The 16222-nt window shown below is 71.4% G+C and carries 16 protein-coding genes; 7 read left to right on the plus strand and 9 right to left on the minus strand.

Annotation, left to right across the window (positions count from 1 at the left end):
- Positions 1-2: 2 nt before the first annotated feature.
- The 5 genes from AB4Z02_RS03090 to AB4Z02_RS03110 form a co-directional block, all read right to left on the minus strand.
- A complete protein-coding gene (locus AB4Z02_RS03090) occupies positions 3-497 on the minus strand; it encodes a flavin reductase family protein (RefSeq protein WP_369818889.1) in 495 nt (164 codons plus the stop codon).
- The gene (gene mshB / locus AB4Z02_RS03095; RefSeq protein ID WP_056883363.1) at positions 494-1420 is read right to left on the minus strand and encodes an N-acetyl-1-D-myo-inositol-2-amino-2-deoxy-alpha-D-glucopyranoside deacetylase; all 927 of its coding nucleotides are present in this window, start codon (positions 1418-1420) and stop codon (positions 494-496) included. Before mshB ends, AB4Z02_RS03090 begins: the two co-directional genes overlap by 4 nt.
- A 4-nt stretch (positions 1421-1424) precedes the next feature.
- On the minus strand, positions 1425-3161 hold the full coding sequence (locus AB4Z02_RS03100; RefSeq protein WP_441969215.1) for an ABC transporter substrate-binding protein: 1737 nt from the start codon (positions 3159-3161) through the stop codon (positions 1425-1427).
- 16 nt (positions 3162-3177) lie between these two features.
- Positions 3178-5061, minus strand: coding sequence for a translational GTPase TypA (gene typA, locus AB4Z02_RS03105; protein WP_441969217.1), 1884 nt, complete (start codon positions 5059-5061; stop codon positions 3178-3180).
- Between the two features lie 64 nt (positions 5062-5125).
- Positions 5126-5563, minus strand: a complete 438-nt coding sequence (locus tag AB4Z02_RS03110; RefSeq protein ID WP_056883361.1) for a (deoxy)nucleoside triphosphate pyrophosphohydrolase — start codon at positions 5561-5563, stop codon at positions 5126-5128.
- 177 nt (positions 5564-5740) lie between these two features.
- Between AB4Z02_RS03110 and AB4Z02_RS03115 the strand changes: the two genes are divergently transcribed.
- The 7 genes from AB4Z02_RS03115 (at position 5741) to AB4Z02_RS03145 (ending at position 12920) form a co-directional block, all read left to right on the plus strand.
- The gene (locus AB4Z02_RS03115; RefSeq protein ID WP_056883360.1) at positions 5741-7417 is read left to right on the plus strand and encodes an ABC transporter substrate-binding protein; all 1677 of its coding nucleotides are present in this window, start codon (positions 5741-5743) and stop codon (positions 7415-7417) included.
- A gap of 98 nt (positions 7418-7515) precedes the next feature.
- The gene (locus AB4Z02_RS03120) at positions 7516-8526 is read left to right on the plus strand and encodes an ABC transporter permease (protein ID WP_056883359.1); all 1011 of its coding nucleotides are present in this window, start codon (positions 7516-7518) and stop codon (positions 8524-8526) included.
- Between the two features lie 6 nt (positions 8527-8532).
- Positions 8533-9546 carry an ABC transporter permease gene (locus AB4Z02_RS03125; protein ID WP_056883358.1) on the plus strand — a complete coding sequence of 338 codons (1014 nt, stop codon included), beginning with the start codon at positions 8533-8535 and terminating at the stop codon, positions 9544-9546.
- Positions 9547-9554: 8 nt separating this feature from the next.
- Positions 9555-10589, plus strand: a complete 1035-nt coding sequence (locus AB4Z02_RS03130) for an ABC transporter ATP-binding protein (protein ID WP_056883357.1) — start codon at positions 9555-9557, stop codon at positions 10587-10589.
- On the plus strand, positions 10586-11743 hold the full coding sequence (locus AB4Z02_RS03135) for an ABC transporter ATP-binding protein (protein WP_056883356.1): 1158 nt from the start codon (positions 10586-10588) through the stop codon (positions 11741-11743). The genes AB4Z02_RS03130 and AB4Z02_RS03135 overlap by 4 nt, the downstream gene beginning before the upstream one ends.
- Positions 11744-11890: 147 nt before the next feature.
- Positions 11891-12199, plus strand: a complete 309-nt coding sequence (locus tag AB4Z02_RS03140; protein WP_441969221.1) for a 4a-hydroxytetrahydrobiopterin dehydratase — start codon at positions 11891-11893, stop codon at positions 12197-12199.
- Entirely contained in the window at positions 12192-12920 is a 729-nt protein-coding gene (locus tag AB4Z02_RS03145) for a VIT1/CCC1 transporter family protein (RefSeq protein WP_441969223.1), read from the plus strand. Before AB4Z02_RS03140 ends, AB4Z02_RS03145 begins: the two co-directional genes overlap by 8 nt.
- Before the next feature lie 69 nt (positions 12921-12989).
- Here the strand turns inward: AB4Z02_RS03145 and AB4Z02_RS03150 are convergent, their stop codons facing one another.
- The 4 genes from AB4Z02_RS03150 to AB4Z02_RS03165 form a co-directional block, all read right to left on the minus strand.
- The gene (locus AB4Z02_RS03150) at positions 12990-13790 is read right to left on the minus strand and encodes an ABC transporter permease (RefSeq protein ID WP_441969225.1); all 801 of its coding nucleotides are present in this window, start codon (positions 13788-13790) and stop codon (positions 12990-12992) included.
- Positions 13780-14724: an ABC transporter ATP-binding protein gene (locus AB4Z02_RS03155; protein ID WP_441969226.1), complete on the minus strand. Its 945-nt coding sequence runs from the start codon at positions 14722-14724 to the stop codon at positions 13780-13782. Before AB4Z02_RS03155 ends, AB4Z02_RS03150 begins: the two co-directional genes overlap by 11 nt.
- Positions 14725-14728: 4 nt before the next feature.
- Complete coding sequence (locus AB4Z02_RS03160; RefSeq protein ID WP_056883352.1) at positions 14729-14965, minus strand: PLD nuclease N-terminal domain-containing protein; 237 nt, start codon at positions 14963-14965, stop codon at positions 14729-14731.
- Between the two features lie 118 nt (positions 14966-15083).
- Positions 15084-16175, minus strand: coding sequence for a GmrSD restriction endonuclease domain-containing protein (locus AB4Z02_RS03165; protein ID WP_441969228.1), 1092 nt, complete (start codon positions 16173-16175; stop codon positions 15084-15086).
- Between the last annotated feature and the right edge of the window lie 47 nt (positions 16176-16222).

The raw sequence follows: 16222 nt of genomic DNA on the forward strand, positions 1-16222 counted from the left end.
CATCACCTCAGGACCTCGTAGCGGCTGCGGTAGTAGACCAGCGCGGCCGTCGGGTGCTCGTTGCTCGTCAGGGACACTACTTCGCCGACCACGATGCTGTGGTCACCTGCGGGGTGGACGTCCGTCGTCCGGCACTCGATCGTGGCGAGGGCACCGTCGAGGAGCGCGACACCCGTCGCTCCTCCACGGTGGTGCGCGACCCGGTCGAGCTGGCCGTGAAGCGGCCGGCCCTGGGTCGAGAGCCACTGGGCGACGGCGCGCTGCTCGGCGCCGAGGATGCTGACGCCCCAGACCCCTGCCTCCGTCACGGCGTCGTGGAACCTGGCGTCGACCTCCACGCAGACGAGCACGAGCAGCGGGTCCATCGACACCGAGGTGATGGCGTTGGCGGTCATGGCGTGGTCGTGACCGCCGGCCAGCGTCGTCAGGACGGTGACGCCCGTGGCGAACCGTCCCATGGCCAGGCGGAACTGGTCACGGTCGACCGCGTCGCTCACAGGGACTCCTCCAGCAGGTGGGTGCGTCGGGCCGGGGCGGGGTCGCCGCCAGCGCCGCCGACTCCGGGAACGGGGCGCCCCGTCTCCGGGTCGAGCAGGGCGAAGCCCTCGCGGCCGGACAACCGCGCCGCGATGTCGTTGGACAGGGCGAAGGTGTGTCCGTCGGCGCCCACGGTCACCTGGGTGACGTGGTGGCGCAGCGCCCCGGCCTGCGCCTCCACGAGCCCGGGCTCCACGACCTCGTGGGTGACCACGGCGTCGTCGACCACCGACGGCGGGTAGTCGCCATCGGGGTCGGGCAGGCTCCACGGCTCGGCCGGAGGGTGCGCCCGCAGCCACTCGCGGTCCTCCCTCGCCCACGAGGCCGGCGTGAGGACCGCGTAGAGCAGGGGACGCTCGTCGGCAGGCAGCGAGGCGACGGCCGCGCAGGTGACCCGGTGGGTCTGCACGTGGTCGGGGTGGAGGTAGCCTCCGTGCTCGTCGTAGGTGACGACGGCGGCGGGGCGCACGCGGCGTAGGACGTCGGCGACCATGGCGGCAGCGGCACCGAGGTCGGCGCCGACGAACGTGTCGGGCCGGGGCGGTAGGTCGACCCCCGCCATGCCGGAGTCGCGGAAGACCGAGAGCCGGCCGGCAGCGGGGTCCTCCCCCAGCACCTCGTGGGTCACGCCGAGCGCGGCCATGGCGGCCCGCAGCTCCTCACGCCGGTGCGCACCCAGCGCGTCGGAGTGCTGGGCGTCGAGGTGGTGCAGCTCGGCCGGGATGACCTCCCCCTCCTCCCCGAGGGTGCAGGTCAGCACGTGGACCCGGTGCCCGTCGCGGACGTGGCGGGCCATGGTGATGCCCGTCGTCAGGGTCTCGTCGTCGGGGTGGGCGTGGACGAGCAGCAGGGCCGGCCGGGCCTCGGTGGCGGGGGTGGTCACCTGCCTATCCCACACCCACGGTCGCGAGGTCGACGAAGCCGCCCAGCGCCTCGTTGGCGGACAGCCCGGTCACGGACGTGCCCGCGACGAACATCGAGCGCCGTTGCGCGAGGGCCACGAAGGCCCCCTGCGACGCCAGGCGCGCGTCCAGCTCGGCCCACGCCGCGGCCTGTGCCGCCGGGTCGGCCACGGTGGAGATCCGGCTGATCTCCCGGTCGACGGCCGCGTCGGCGAAGCCCCCGAGGTCGCGGCCGGTGCCGCTGGGGGTGAGGTTGAGCCGGCTGTCGAACAGGGGCGGGATGACCGTGGAGGCCGAGGGCCACGCCGGCGCCCAGTTGGCCCAGAACACGTCGGTGCGCTTGGCCTGCCCCGGGCGGGACATGGTCTCGAAGTAGTCCTTCTCGACCGGCTGCAGCTGCACGGAGAAGCCGGCGTCCTCCCACCCGTTGCTCAGGGCGGCCATCGCCTTGTCGGCGGTCGGGGTCGAGCGGTAGGCCACCCGGATCCTCACCGGCAGCGTCAGCCCGGAGGCCGCCAGCTCGGTGCGGGCCCTGGCAGTGTCGCCCGTGGGGCCGCCGCCGATGACGTCGGCGTCGCTGTGGCCCGGCAGGGCGGGACCGATGAGGCTGTAGGCGGGCTCGGCCGCGCTCGGGCCACCGAGGGCGGTGATGTAGCCCTCCCGGTTGGTGGCCAGGGCGAGCGCCTTGCGCACCTCGGGGCTGCGCATGACCCCGGACCCGGTCGACGGCGCGAGGTAGTCGAGGAACTGCGCGGTGGGGTTGATGGCCCGGCGGCGCAGGCCGTCGTCGGACAGCACGTGCTGCTGCATCGCCGGCGGGGCCGAGTCGAGGGTGACGGCCTGCTTGCGGTCGCCCTCGTCGTTGATGACCTGCTGCACGGCCGTCTGCGACTCCGTGCCCTCGACGTACTCCACCGAGTCGGGGCCCGCCTTGCGGATGGGGTCCGAGGCCCGCTGCCAGTGGGGGTTGCGCACGAAGGTGCCGCCGGCGCTCGGGTCCCAGCCGCCCTTGAGCTGGTAGGGCCCGCTGGAGAACACCGCGTACGGGTCCTTGGACCCGCGGTCGTTGGCCTTCTTGACCGGTGCGAAGACCGGCAGCGCCACCACCTGGTTGAAGTCCACCATCGGCGTGCTGAGCCGGAAGGTCACCGTCGAGCCCTTGCAGCTCACGGCCTTGTCGTACGACGCCTGGCCGGCACCCTGCCACGGACCGGTGTAGGTCGAGGTCCCGTCGGCCTTGCGCGGGATGTCGAGGTAGGCCAGGGGGTAGTTGAGGCCCTCGGTGGCGAACGGCTTGCCGAAGGACCGTGAGACGCCGTAGCTGACGTCGGCACACGTGACCGGCGTCCCGTCCTGCCAGGTCACCCCGTTGCGCAGGGTGAAGGACCAGACCTTGAGGGTCTTGTCGTGGGTGCCGGCGTCGGTGGCGAGGTCACCGACCACCTCGCGCCGGGCTGCGGCGTCGGGCCCGGCCGGGTGGGCGGTCAGGGTGCGGATGAACGTGCGCCCCGCGAACGCGATGTCCTGGGGTGTGGCGAGCCGCTGGGGGTCCCACGTGGCGACCGGCCCCAGGGAGAGCACGGACAGCCGGCCGGGTACGCCGCCGGCGTCCTTCTCCTTCGAGCCCCGGCTGCAGCCGGCGGCCGCCAGCACCGCGACGACGAGGACCACCAGCGCGGCGGTCAGCCGCGCTGGTGGCCTGTGACGGTGGTCGGTCTGCACCGGCACCCGTCCGAGGTCAGGCGTTGCGCGCCCGGGCAGCGGCGCGGGCGCGCAGGGTCTGGTCGAGCTCGACCTTGCGGATGCGGACGGCCTCCGGGGTCACCTCGACGCACTCGTCCTCGCGGCAGAACTCCAGCGACTGCTCGAGGCTGAGCTTGCGCGGGGGCACGATCTTCTCGAAGTTGTCGGAGGAGGAGGCGCGCACGTTGGTGAGCTTCTTCTCCTTGGTGATGTTGACGTCCATGTCGTCGGCGCGGGAGTTCTCGCCGATGATCATGCCCTCGTAGACCTCGGTGGTCGGGTCGACGAAGAGCGTCCCGCGCTCCTGCAGGTTGACCATGGCGTAGGCCGTGACGACGCCGGTGCGGTCCGAGACGAGCGAGCCGCTGGTGCGGGTCACGATCGGGCCGAACCACGGTTCGTAGTCCTCGAAGACGTGGTGGGCGATGCCGGTGCCGCGGGTCTCGGTGAGGAACTCGGTGCGGAAGCCGATGAGCCCGCGCGACGGCACGAGGAACTCCATGCGGATCCAGCCGGTGCCGTGGTTGGTCATCTGCTCCATGCGGCCCTTGCGGGCGGCCATGATCTGCGTGATCGGCCCGAGGAACTCCTCGGGGGTGTCGATCGTGAGGCGCTCGACCGGCTCGTGCGTCTTGCCGTCGACCTCGCGGGTGACCACCTGCGGCTTGCCGACCGTCAGCTCGTAGCCCTCGCGGCGCATCTGCTCGACGAGGATGGCCAGCGCGAGCTCGCCACGGCCCTGGACCTCCCAGGCATCGGGGCGCTCGGTGTTGAGGACGCGCAGCGACACGTTGCCGATGAGCTCCTTGTCGAGGCGGTCCTTGACCATGCGCGCGGTGACCTTCGACCCACGCACACGGCCCACCATGGGGCTGGTGTTGGTGCCGATGGTCATGGAGATGGCGGGCTCGTCGACGGTGATGACGGGCAGCGGGATGGGGTTCTCCGCGTCGGCCAGGGTCTCGCCGATCATGATCTCGGGGATGCCGGCGATGGCGATGATGTCGCCGGGGCCGGCCGACTCGGCGGGCTTGCGCTCGAGCGCCTCGGTCATGAGCAGCTCGGTGATCTTGACGCGCTCGACCGTGCCGTCGACCTTGCACCACGCGACGTGCTGGCCCTTCTTGATCGTGCCGTTGTGCACGCGCAGCAGCGCGAGGCGGCCGAGGAAGTTGGAGGCGTCGAGGTTGGTGACGTGGGCCTGCAGCGGCGCCTCGTCGTCGTACGTCGGGGCAGGGATCGTCGACAGGATCGTCGCGAACAGGGCCTCGAGGTTGTCGGCGTCCGGGAGGCCACCGTTGTCCGGGCGGGTCATCGAGGCGCGACCGTTCTTGGCGGAGGCGTAGACGATGGGGAACTCGATCTGGTGCTCGTCGGCGTCGAGGTCCATGAACAGCTCGTAGACCTCGTCGACGACCTCGGCGATGCGCGAGTCGGGGCGGTCGACCTTGTTGATGCACAGGACGACGGGCATCTTGGCCGCGAGCGCCTTGCGCAGCACGAAGCGGGTCTGCGGCAGCGGGCCCTCGGACGCGTCGACGAGGAGCACGACACCGTCGACCATCGACAGGCCGCGCTCGACCTCGCCACCGAAGTCGGCGTGGCCGGGGGTGTCGATGATGTTGATGGTGGCGCCGTCGGACAGGCCCGCGTCGGCGGCCGCCTTGCCGGCGTAGTGGATCGCGGTGTTCTTCGCGAGGATGGTGATGCCCTTCTCCCGCTCGAGGTCACCGGAGTCCATCGCGCGCTCGTCGACGTGCTGGTGCTCGCCGAAGGCGCCGGCCTCCCAGAGCATCTTGTCGACCAGCGTGGTCTTTCCGTGGTCGACGTGGGCAACGATGGCGACATTGCGGATGTCACCGCGGGTCTTCATGGGCATGAGCACCATTGTCTCAGGAATTGGCCGTGCTCCCGACCACCCGGGGTGGGGGCTCGTTCGAGGCTCAGCGCAGGCGGGCGGCGACCGCGTCCACGATGGGGAGGTCCGCGGCCAGCCAGGGCACGCCGTACAGGTCCTGCGCGGTCAGCCACCGCACCTCGTCGTGCTCCTCCAGCGGCGCCGGCTCGCCGTCCACCACGACGGCCCACCAGACCGTCATGGCGTAGGCGTCCCCCAACGGCCAGCGGCCGTCCTCCAGCGGGCCCGGCAGCTGCTCCCCGAGCACCACCGACACGCCGAGCTCCTCGCCGAGCTCGCGGTGCAGCGCCTCCTGCGGAGACTCGCCCGGGTCGACCTTCCCGCCCGGGAACTCCCAGCCGCCCGCCAGGGCCGAGGGCTCCGTACGGCGCGCACCGAGAAGCCTCGTGGGCGCCTCCAGGTCGTCGACCAGGGCGGCACCGACGACGGCCCGTACGGGGGGCAGCTGGGCTCTTCCGGACATGGGTCTCACTTTTGTTAATTTCCGCGGCGTGGGGGTTCACCCACCGCACTTCTCGCTAGGGTCTGCGACCAACCGTAGAAGGTTTGCGCCTCGGCGCGCCCCTGCGGGCGGCTTCACCAGCACCACCTTTGGCGCCCGACCGGGTCGACCAACGTTCGCACACCAAGCGAGGTATTCATGAAGCTCACGCGGAAGGCGACCCCGGTCGTCTTGGCGACGACGCTGGCCCTCACCCTTGCTGCTTGCGCGCAGTCCAACCGGGACAGCGGCAGCGGCTCGTCGGGCAGCGGCAGCAACAACAAGGACACCATCACCTTCGGCGCGGCCGGAGCCCCGGAGCTCTTCGACCCCTTCTACGCCACCGACGGCGAGACCTTCCGGGTCACCCGGCAGATGATGGAGGGCCTGGTCGGCATCAAGCCCGGGACCGCCGACATCGAGCCGGAGCTGGCCACCAAGTGGGAGGCCTCCTCGGACGGCAAGGAGTGGACGTTCACGCTGCGCGAGGGCGTCAAGTTCTGGGACGGCGAGCCGTTCAACGCCGCGGCCGTCTGCTACAACTTCGAGCGCATGTTCGACCAGAACGAGGTCGCCGCGGGTGGCCCTGCCGGCTACTGGGCCGACGTGATGGGCTCGTTCAAGTCCGACGCCAAGAACGCCCTCTACCAGGGCTGCACGGCCAAGGACGACATGACGGCCGTCATCAAGATCAGCCGCCCCACCTCGAAGTTCCCCACCGCCCTGTCGCTGGACTCGTTCTCCATGCAGTCGCCCAAGGCGCTCAAGGCGGGCGACGCCAACAACGTCACCAAGCAGGGTGAGGGCTTCGGCTACCCGGCGTACTCCAAGAACCCGGTCGGCACCGGCCCCTACAAGCTCGAGAAGTTCGACGAGGCCAACAAGACGGTCACGCTCGTCGCCAACGACTCCTACTGGGGCGAGAAGCCGAAGACCAAGAAGATCGTCTTCAAGATCATCCCCGACGAGTCGACCCGTCGCCAGGAGCTCGAGGCCGGCAGCATCGACGGCTACGACCTGCCGAACCCGGCCGACTGGAAGGGCCTGAAGGACTCGGGCAACCAGCTGCTGATCCGCCCGGCGTTCAACATCCTCTACGTCGGCCTGAACCCGGCGAAGAACCCCAAGCTCAAGGACCTCAAGGTCCGTCAGGCGCTCTACTACGCCATGAACCGCGACCAGCTCGTCAAGACCCAGCTGCCCGAGGGCGCCATGGTCGCGACGCAGTTCATGCCGGAGACCGTCGCGGGCTACAACAAGAGCCTGCAGGCCTACCCGTACGACCCGGAGAAGGCCAAGAGCCTCCTCAAGGAGGCCGGCGCCGAGGGCATGACCCTCAACTTCGCCTACCCCTCCGACGTGTCGCGGCCCTACATGCCGAACCCGCAGAAGATCTACGAGGCCCTGCGCGGTGACCTCGAGAAGGTCGGCATCAAGGTCAACGTCAGCACCAAGCCGTGGAACGGTGGTTACCTCGACACCGTCGACAACGGCGGCTACGACGCGTGGCTGCTCGGCTGGACCGGTGACTACAACTCGGCCGACAACTTCATCGGCACGTTCTTCTCCAACCTCAAGGCGAACGACTTCCACACCAGCGCGACGTCCTACGGCGCACAGCTGACGAAGGACCTCGAAGCCGCCGACTCGATCGTCGACGAGGGGCAGCGGTCCGCCGCCTACGAGAAGATCAACCAGCAGATCCAGGAGGACTACCTGCCGGGCCTGGCGATCAGCCACTCCCCGCCGGCCCTCGTCGTGAGCGACAAGGTGAAGGGTCTCGTCCCGAGCCCGCTCACCGCGGAGACCTTCTCGACGGTGACCGTCAGCAAGTGAGCCGAGGACTGACCTCGGACAGCTCTTCCTAAGACTGTGGCCGTCCCAGCAGAATCGCTGGGACGGCCACAGTCGCGACTGAAGGAGATCGACCCCCCGTGCTCAGATTCATCCTCAGACGACTGCTCCAGATGGTGGGGGTGGTCATCGTGCTCTCGATGCTCGTCTTCCTCTGGCTGCGGTCCCTTCCCGGCGGCACCGTGTCCGCCATGCTCGGCGAGCGGGCCACCCCCGCCCGGCGGGCCGCGCTGGAGAAGGCCCTGGGCCTCGACCAGCCGATCTACGTGCAGTACTGGGAGTTCGTGAAGCGGGCCCTGCAGGGCAAGTTCGGAGCCAGCACGGGGGTGCAGGCCGGCACCGACGCGTTCGACATCTTCATGCAGCGGTTCCCCGCCACGATCGAGCTCGCGCTCTTCTCGATCGTGCTGGCGATCATCGTCGGCATCCCCCTCGGCTACCTGGCCGCCCGCCGCCGTGCGTCATGGTTCGACAACCTCTCGGTCGTCGGGTCGCTGATCGGCGTGGCCGTGCCGGTGTTCTTCCTGGCCTTCCTGCTCAAGTACTTCTTCGCCATCCAGCTGCACTGGCTGCCCGTCTCCGGGCGCCAGGACTCAGGCATCGACGCCACCCGCGTGACCGGGTTCTTCGTGCTCGACGGGGTGCTCACCCGCGAGTGGGACTCCGCGTGGGACGCCATCAAGCACCTGATCCTCCCCGGGCTCGCGCTGGCCACCATCCCCTTCGCGGTGATCTTCCGCATCACGCGTGCCGCCGTCCTCGACGTCATGGACGAGGACTACGTCCGCACGGCGGAGTCCAAGGGCCTGACCCGGCGGGTCATCCGCGGTCGCCACGTCCTGCGCAACGCGCTGCTGCCCGTCGTGACGACCATCGGCCTGCAGACCGGCGGCCTGCTCGTGGGCGCGGTGCTCACCGAGCGCGTGTTCAGCTGGGGCGGCCTCGGCGAGGCGACGGCCCTGTCGTTCGAGCGGCGGGACTACGCCGTGCTCCAGGTGCTGCTGCTGATGTTCGCCATCACCTTCGTCGTCATCAACCTGCTGGTCGACATCGCGTACGCCGTGATCGACCCCCGAATCCGGACGAGGTGACCTGAGGTGCCCAACCCCCTCAACCCCAAGACCCGCAAGCAGCGGATCGACGACCTCGCCGCCTCCACGGCCGGCAAGGGACCGGCAGGTGGCGGCGTGGCCGTGGCCGAGCGCTCGGTCGCCGACGCCGGGCACGTGGAGGAGTCCGCCGGCGTCTCGCTCATCGCCAGCGCCTGGCGCCGGCTGCGTGGCAACCCGGTCTTCCTGCTCGGGGCCACGATCAGCGCGCTGTTCGTCCTGCTCGCGATCTTCTCCCCGCTGCTGGCGCCGCACGACCCCACAGCCCGCCTGCTCATCGACCAGGTGCGACCGCAGAGCAACCCCATCCCGGGCTCCCAGCCCGGATACCCCCTGGGAGCCGACTCGGTGGGGCGCGACATCCTCTCCCGGCTCATCGTCGGCAGCCGGCAGACCCTCATCGTCGGCGTGCTGGCGACGCTGTTCGGGTTCGCGGGCGGACTGACGCTCGGCACCCTCTCCGGTGCTTTCGGCGGCTGGGTGGACTCGCTCGTCATGCGCCTGGTCGACGTGATGCTGTCGATCCCGTCGCTGCTGCTGGCGGTGTCCATCGCGGCGCTGGCCTCGAAGCCGAGCCAGTGGACGGTCATCATCGCCATCGCGGTCGTCCAGGTGCCGATCTTCGCCCGGCTTTTGCGCGGGTCGCTGCTGGCCCAGCGCTCCAGCGACCACGTGCTCGCAGCGCGGGCCCTGGGTGTCAAGCGGTCGGCCATCGTGTTCCGGCACATGCTCCCCAACGCCCTCGGCCCGGTCATCGTGCAGGCGACCCTCGTGCTCGCCGGCGCCATCATCGACGCCGCCGCGCTGTCCTTCCTCGGCGTCGGCAACCCCGACGACCGCCAGCCGGAGTGGGGCCAGATGCTCGGCGCCGCCCAGGAGTACATCTACGACCACCCGGCCCTCGCCGTCTGGCCCGCCCTGTGCATCATCATCGTGGCCCTGGGCTTCACCCTCATGGGTGAGTCCCTGCGCGAGGCCCTCGACCCCAAGAGCCGGAGGTAACCCGACTCATGACTGAGCTCATCGAGAACACCCGAACCTCTCGCGGCGACGGCAGCGAGCCGCTGCTGTCGGTCCGCGACCTGACCGTCACCTTCCACCGCTCCGGCGACGAGCCGTTCGTGGCCGTCGACGGGGTCAGCTTCGACGTCCGCCCCGGCCAGACCGTCGGCCTCGTCGGCGAGTCCGGCTGCGGCAAGTCCGTGACGTCGCTGGCGATCATGGGCCTGCTGCCCACCCGCGGCGTGCGCGTCGAGGGTGAGGTGCTCTTCAACGGCGCCGACCTGCTCAAGGAGTCGCGCGACCAGATGCGCGACCGGCGCGGCCGCGACCTGGGCATGATCTTCCAGGACCCGCTGTCGTCGCTGAACCCGGTCGTCCCGATCGGCCTGCAGGTCACCGAGGTGCTCGAGCGGCACCGCGGCCTGTCCCGCAAGGCGGCCACACCCATCGCCCGCGAGATGCTCGACAAGGTCGGCATCCCCGACCCGGAACGGCGGCTCAAGGACTACCCGCACCAGCTGTCCGGCGGCATGCGCCAGCGCGCGCTCATCGCCATGGCCCTCGCGTGCGAACCCCGCCTGCTCATCGCCGACGAGCCCACCACGGCGCTCGACGTCACCATCCAGGCGCAGATCCTGGCGCTGCTCAAGGACCTCGTCGAGGACACCGGGACGGCGCTCATCATGATCACCCACGACCTCGGTGTGGTGGCGGGCATGGTGGACCGGGTCAACGTGCTCTACGGCGGCAAGATCGTCGAGCGCGGCGACCGCCACCCGCTGTTCGCCGAGCCGAGGCACCCGTACACCGTGGGGCTGCTGGGCTCCATCCCCCGCCTCGACGGGTCGCGCGGCGAGCGCCTCAACCCCATCCCGGGCTCGGTGGCTGACAACCTCCCGTGGGCCAGCGCGTGCGCCTTCGCCCCGCGGTGCCCCAACGCCGTCGACGAGTGCGTCCAGCACATGCCCCAGCTGGTGGAGGAGGGCCCGCGGGCCCTGCGCTGCTTCAACCCCGTCACCCACTCCCCGGAGGTGTCCCGATGACGGCGACTGCCGAGACCACGCCGGCCACCACCGCCGGCGACCGCCCGGTGCTCGTTGACGTCAAGGGCGTCAAGGTGCACTTCCCCATCAAGAAGGGCGTCATCTTCGACAGGACGGTCGGCCACGTCTACGCCGTGGACGGGGTCGACCTGCAGATCCGCCAGGGCGAGACCTACGGCCTGGTCGGCGAGTCCGGCTGCGGCAAGTCCACCCTGGGCCGGGCGATCCTCAACCTCGAGCCGCCCACCGAGGGCAGCGTCGAGTTCGACGGGGTCGACATCGCCTCGCTCAAGGGCGAGGAGCTGCGCCGCAAGCGCAAGGACATCCAGATGGTCTTCCAGGACCCGATGGGCAGCCTCGACCCGCGCCAGTCGGTCGAGTCGCTCCTCCTGGAGGGCATGAAGGCCCACGGGCTCGCCAAGGACGAGAAGCAGGCGTCCGCCCGGCTGCGCGAGCTGCTCAAGGCCGTCGGCCTGCCCGCCGCCGCGCTGAAGAAGTACCCGCACGAGTTCTCCGGCGGCCAGCGCCAGCGCATCGGCATCGCCCGGGCGCTGTCGGTCGACCCCAAGCTCATCGTCGCCGACGAGCCGGTCTCCGCCCTCGACGTGTCGGTGCAGGCCCAGGTCATCAACCTCCTCGAGCAGCTGCAGGACGAGTTCGACCTCACCTACCTGGTGGTCGCGCACGACCTGGCCGTGGTGCGCCACATCAGCGACCGCATCGGGGTCATGTACCTCGGGGCGCTCGTCGAGGAGGCTGCCGCCGACGACCTCTACACCAAGCCGCTGCACCCCTACACGCGGGCGCTGATGTCCGCGGTGCCGGTGCCGGACCCGGTGATCGAGGACCGTCGCGAGCGCATCCTGCTCCAGGGCGACCTGCCCTCCCCTGCCAACCCGCCGAAGGGCTGCCGCTTCCACACGCGGTGCCCGTGGCGGCAGGAGACCAAGTGCGACACCGAGCGCCCGCAGCTGCGCACGCTCGACATCGCCGGGGTGCCGTCCTCGCACCGCGTCGCCTGCCACTGGGCCGAGCAGATCGAGTCCGGCGAGCTGCAGATGCACACGGTCACCGCCCAGATCACCTCCCAGTCCGACACGGCCCAGGGTGGCGACGACTTCCTCGGACCCGCCTCGGTCCAGGAAGCCCTCTGACGAGCTGACCCGGGCCCGTCAGGCCCCCTCTCCGGTATGCCGCGTGCGCGCCCAGCGCACGCGGCACACCACGTCCTGGGCCGGGTGGCTGCGAGGTGAGGTTGGCCTTCGGTGACAGCGCACCCGGTTCCTTGCGAGAGTGTGCACATGTCCCGACTGCTCACCGACGAGGAGCTCGACCGCCAGCTGCAGGACCTGCCCGGGTGGGCGGTCGACGGCACGCAGATCCTGGCCGGGTTCGAGGCTCCCGACTTCCCCACCGCCATCCGCCTCGTCGACGAGGTGGCCACCGAGGCCGAGGACATGAACCACCACCCGGACATCGACATCCGCTGGCGCACGGTGCACTTCGCGCTCTCGACGCACGACAAGGGCGGCCTCACCCAGCTCGACGTGGAGCTGGCCCACCGCATCTCCCAGGCCGCAGGCCGGTTCGGGGCGCGGGCCCGTGGCTGAGCTCGAGAGCTCCGAGGTCGTCCCGCACGAGGGTGAGGCCCACGACGCCGCCATCGGCTCGCGCCTGAACTGGCTGCGCGCGGCAGTCCTCGGAGCCAACGACGGCATCGTCTCCACCGCCGGCATCGTCATCGGCGTCGCCGCCGCCACCAGCGAGCGCAGCGCCATCGTCACCGCCGGGGTCGCGGGTCTCGCAGCGGGGGCCATGAGCATGGCGGCCGGCGAGTACGTGTCGGTGAGCACCCAGCGCGACACCGAGAAGGCCCTGCTGGCCAAGGAGCGGCGCGAGCTGCGGGAGATGCCCGAGCAGGAGCTCGACGAGCTCACCGAGATCTACGCCGGCAAGGGCCTGACCCCGGAGCTCGCCCGCGAGGTGGCCGTCCAGCTCACCGAGCACGACGCCCTCGGCGCGCACGCGGAGGCCGAGCTCGGGATCGACCCCAACGACCTGACGAACCCCTGGCACGCGGCCTGGGCGTCGATGTCGGCGTTCACGGTCGGCGCGCTGCTGCCGCTCATCGCGATCCTGCTGCCCCCGCCCGGAGGTCGGGTCGCCATCACCGCCGGGGCGGTCGTCGTGGCGCTGGCTGCGACCGGCTGGGTCAGCGCCCAGCTCGGCGGTGCCCCGAGGCAGCGGGCGGTGCTGCGCAACGTCGCCGGTGGCGTGCTCGCGATGGCCGTGACCTACGGCATCGGCGCCCTGGTGGGCACCCAGCTCTAGTCGCCAGGTGAGTGCCCGGCGCCGGCCGCCTGCACGCGCCCCAGCCCCTCGTCCTCTGGTGGCCGTCGCTCAGCCGCGGACATCCCGCCGGCCGAAGCCCCACACCGCGGCCGCGACCAGGACGGCGACGGTCAGGACCGCCACGACCACGGCGGGCCAGGAGACCCCCGCCCGCAGCGGGTCGTGGGCGGCGTACTGGTAGAACGGCGAGAGCCGCTGGAACGGGCGCAGCCAGTCCACGAGGCCGCCCAGGCCGTTGACGAGGTAGGCCAGGACCGCGACCGCGGCTGCCACTCCCCTGCTGCGGCCCGGGCTGCCGGTGGCGGCCCCCACCGCCAGGGCGAGGGCGCCGAACACCAGCCCCAGCAGGGCCAGGTGCAGCATCGCCGCCGCGGTGCGCCCGGCCGGCAGGCTCAGGTCGAACAGCCGGCCCACGAGCACCAGGGCGGCGCCGGTGGCCACAGCCAGCCCGAGCGTCCCGAGCACCATGGCCCCGGCCTTCTCCAGGACGACCCGGGTGCGGCTGACGGGCGAGCCCAGCAGCAGGTCGAGGGTGTGGCGGTCCTCCTCGCCGGCGACTGCGGAGCTCCCCTGCCCCACGGCGTACAGGATGAGCAGCGTCGGGCCCATGAAGCTCATGAGCTCGATCTGGATGTAGCCCACGGGCGTCGACATGTCGGCCCCTGCAGTGGCGAACAGGGACCGGAACGCCTCGGGCATCTGGTCGAGGAAGTCGCTCATCGACGGCTGGTCGCGGATGCTCGGCCAGATCGCGGCATACATGAGCACGAGCAGGACGACCCCGACGACCCAGCCGACGAGGCTGCGGCGCTGGTCGTGGAGGGTCTTGAGGGCGACGCTATGCAGCATCGTCCTCACCCCGGCCGTAGTAGGCGAGGAAGGTCTCCTCGAGCTCGGCCTCGGTGCACGTGAGGTCGCGCAGCGGGAACTGCCCCAGCGCCTTGACGATGTGGTCGAGGGATGCCTCCGGGGCGGCACAGGTCAGCGTGTGGTCGACCACGGACAGCTCGCGGACCCCGTCGATGCCGGCGAAGGCCGCGGCCGGCACCGGGGCGTCGAACGTGGCGTGCACGTGGTGCAGCGAGCGCGCGCGCAGGGCGTCGAGCCGGTCGACCGCGACGAGCCGACCCTTGCGCAGCAGGCCGACGCGGTCGGCCACTCGCTGCACCTCCCCGAGGACGTGCGAGCTGAGCAGGACCGTGCCACCGCCGTCGACGTGCTCGCGCATCAGGGCGTGCAGCTCCTGCTGCGCCAGGGGGTCCAGGCCACTGGTCGGCTCGTCGAGGACCAGCACGCGGGTCTGGGGCATCAGGGCCAGGACGACGGCGAGCTTCTGCCGGTTGCCCTTGGAGAGGTCGCGCGAGGGGGTGTCGAGGTCGAGGTCGAGGCGCTCGGCGAGGACCAGCGCCCGGGGGTACGGGTCTGCGCCGCGCAGGTGGCTGAGGTAGTCGACGTGCTGAAGGCCGGTGAGGGTCGGGTAGAGCGCCGGCTCCCCCGGCAGGAACCCCACGTGGCGGCGCACCGACGTGGACTCGTGCCACACGTCGTACCCGCAGACCCGGGCGCTGCCGCGCGTCGGGCGCAGCAGCCCCATGAGCAGGCGCAGCGTCGTCGTCTTGCCGGCGCCGTTGGGGCCGAGGTAGCCGAAGACCTCACCCCGGGCCAGGGTCAGGTCGAGGTCGCGCAGGGCGACCGCGGGGCCGAAGCTCTTGCTCAGGCCATGGGTCTCGATGACCGCCTCGGCGAGGATGGCGTCGTCGCGCTCGACGGGTGCGCTCGACACGGCACTACTCCAACGGTGGACGAGGGGCGTTGCGGCGACCGACGGCCAGGTAGGCCAGCGGCCCGACGGGGTTCACGAGGTCGGCCAGGGCCCAGGCCCACCGGGGTCCCCGCACCTCCTCACGACTGCGGCGCCGCAGGTCTCGCGCGACATACGCCTGCAGCGCGAGCTGCAGGCTGCCACCGACGACGACAGCGACCCGCTGGGTCGTGCTCAGCTCGGACCACTTGCGCTGCCTCATGCGTCTCCTCGATCCCTCGCGGTCAGACCACTGCACCAGAGAGGAGGCGCGCCCACTAGGGACGAAGGGCCGTGTCGCGCCGACCGGCCACGGCGATCAGACGGCTGGTGGGGCGGGCTCAGCGCTCGCAGACGAGCCCGTCGTGGTCGCGGTCCTGGTACCAGTCGTACTCGGGGTCCACGCCGCGCCGGTACGGGCCGTAGCCCGCGGCGTTGGCCTCCCTGCAGGTGCCGAACCGCGGGTCGGTGGCGGAGGCTGCGGGCGGCGCCACGCTGGGCTTCGGCGCCGTCGACCGGGTGGGAGCCGGCGCGACCGCCTCCCCGGTTCCCCCGCCGAGCCGGACCACGCCGCCGCTGGGGAGGCCCTGCGTGGGGCAGGAGTCCAGCACGCGCAGGATCGCCGCGCGCTCGGCGCTGGTGACCCACAGCCCGTAGCGGCGCTTCACCGCGACCTGTCGGGCCACGTAGCTGCACCGGGTGGCCTTGCGGGGCGGGAGCCACGTGGCGGCGTCACCGTCGCTCTTGCGCTGGTTGCTGGGACCGTCCACGGCGAGGAGGTTGAGGGGGTCGTTGGCGAAGGCGGTGCGCTGCTGGGACGTCCACTTCTGGGCGCCCTTCTGCCACGCGTCGGACAGGGCCACGACGTGGTCGATCTGGACGGCGGTGGAGGTGCTCTGCCCGCGGACGAAGCGGATGGTGGTGCCGGTGTACGGGTCGTGCAGGGTGCCGCGCAGGACGAGGCAGCCGCGCGTCCCGGCCTTGAGGACGAGCTGGCGCAGGTCGCGGCGCAGGATGTCGTTGCGGGTGTCGCAGCCGTTGCGGTCGACGTCGGCCCAGGCCTGGCCGAACTCGGCGCGGTCGTACCCCGTGCGGGGCGCGCGACCCTTGACCGGGATGGCGGCCAGGGTGGTCACCGCGGTGCCCGGCCGCACCGAGGTCGGGCTCGGCGAGGGGGCAGTGGTCGAGGTGGTGGAGGTCGCGGTCCCGGCCGGTTCGCTCGACGCCGCGGGCTCGGCCACCGGCTCCGTCGTCGACGGGTCCGAGGCAGGCAACGCCCGGGTGGCCGCCGGGCTCGAGGTCGTCGAGCGCCCGGACGCGGACCCTGAGTCGGACCCCGGGTCGGCGCTGGCCGGAACACATCCGGAGACGGCCAGGGTGATGACGAGCGGTCCGAGGACAGTCGGCCAGGAGAAGTCAGGGCGGAGGATCATGAGTCAGGACAGGCGCTTTCGGTGTCGGGTGCGCCCACCGTATGCCG

The sequence above is a fragment of the Pedococcus sp. 2YAF34 genome, assembly GCF_052114585.1.
GTDB lineage: Bacteria > Actinomycetota > Actinomycetes > Actinomycetales > Dermatophilaceae > Pedococcus.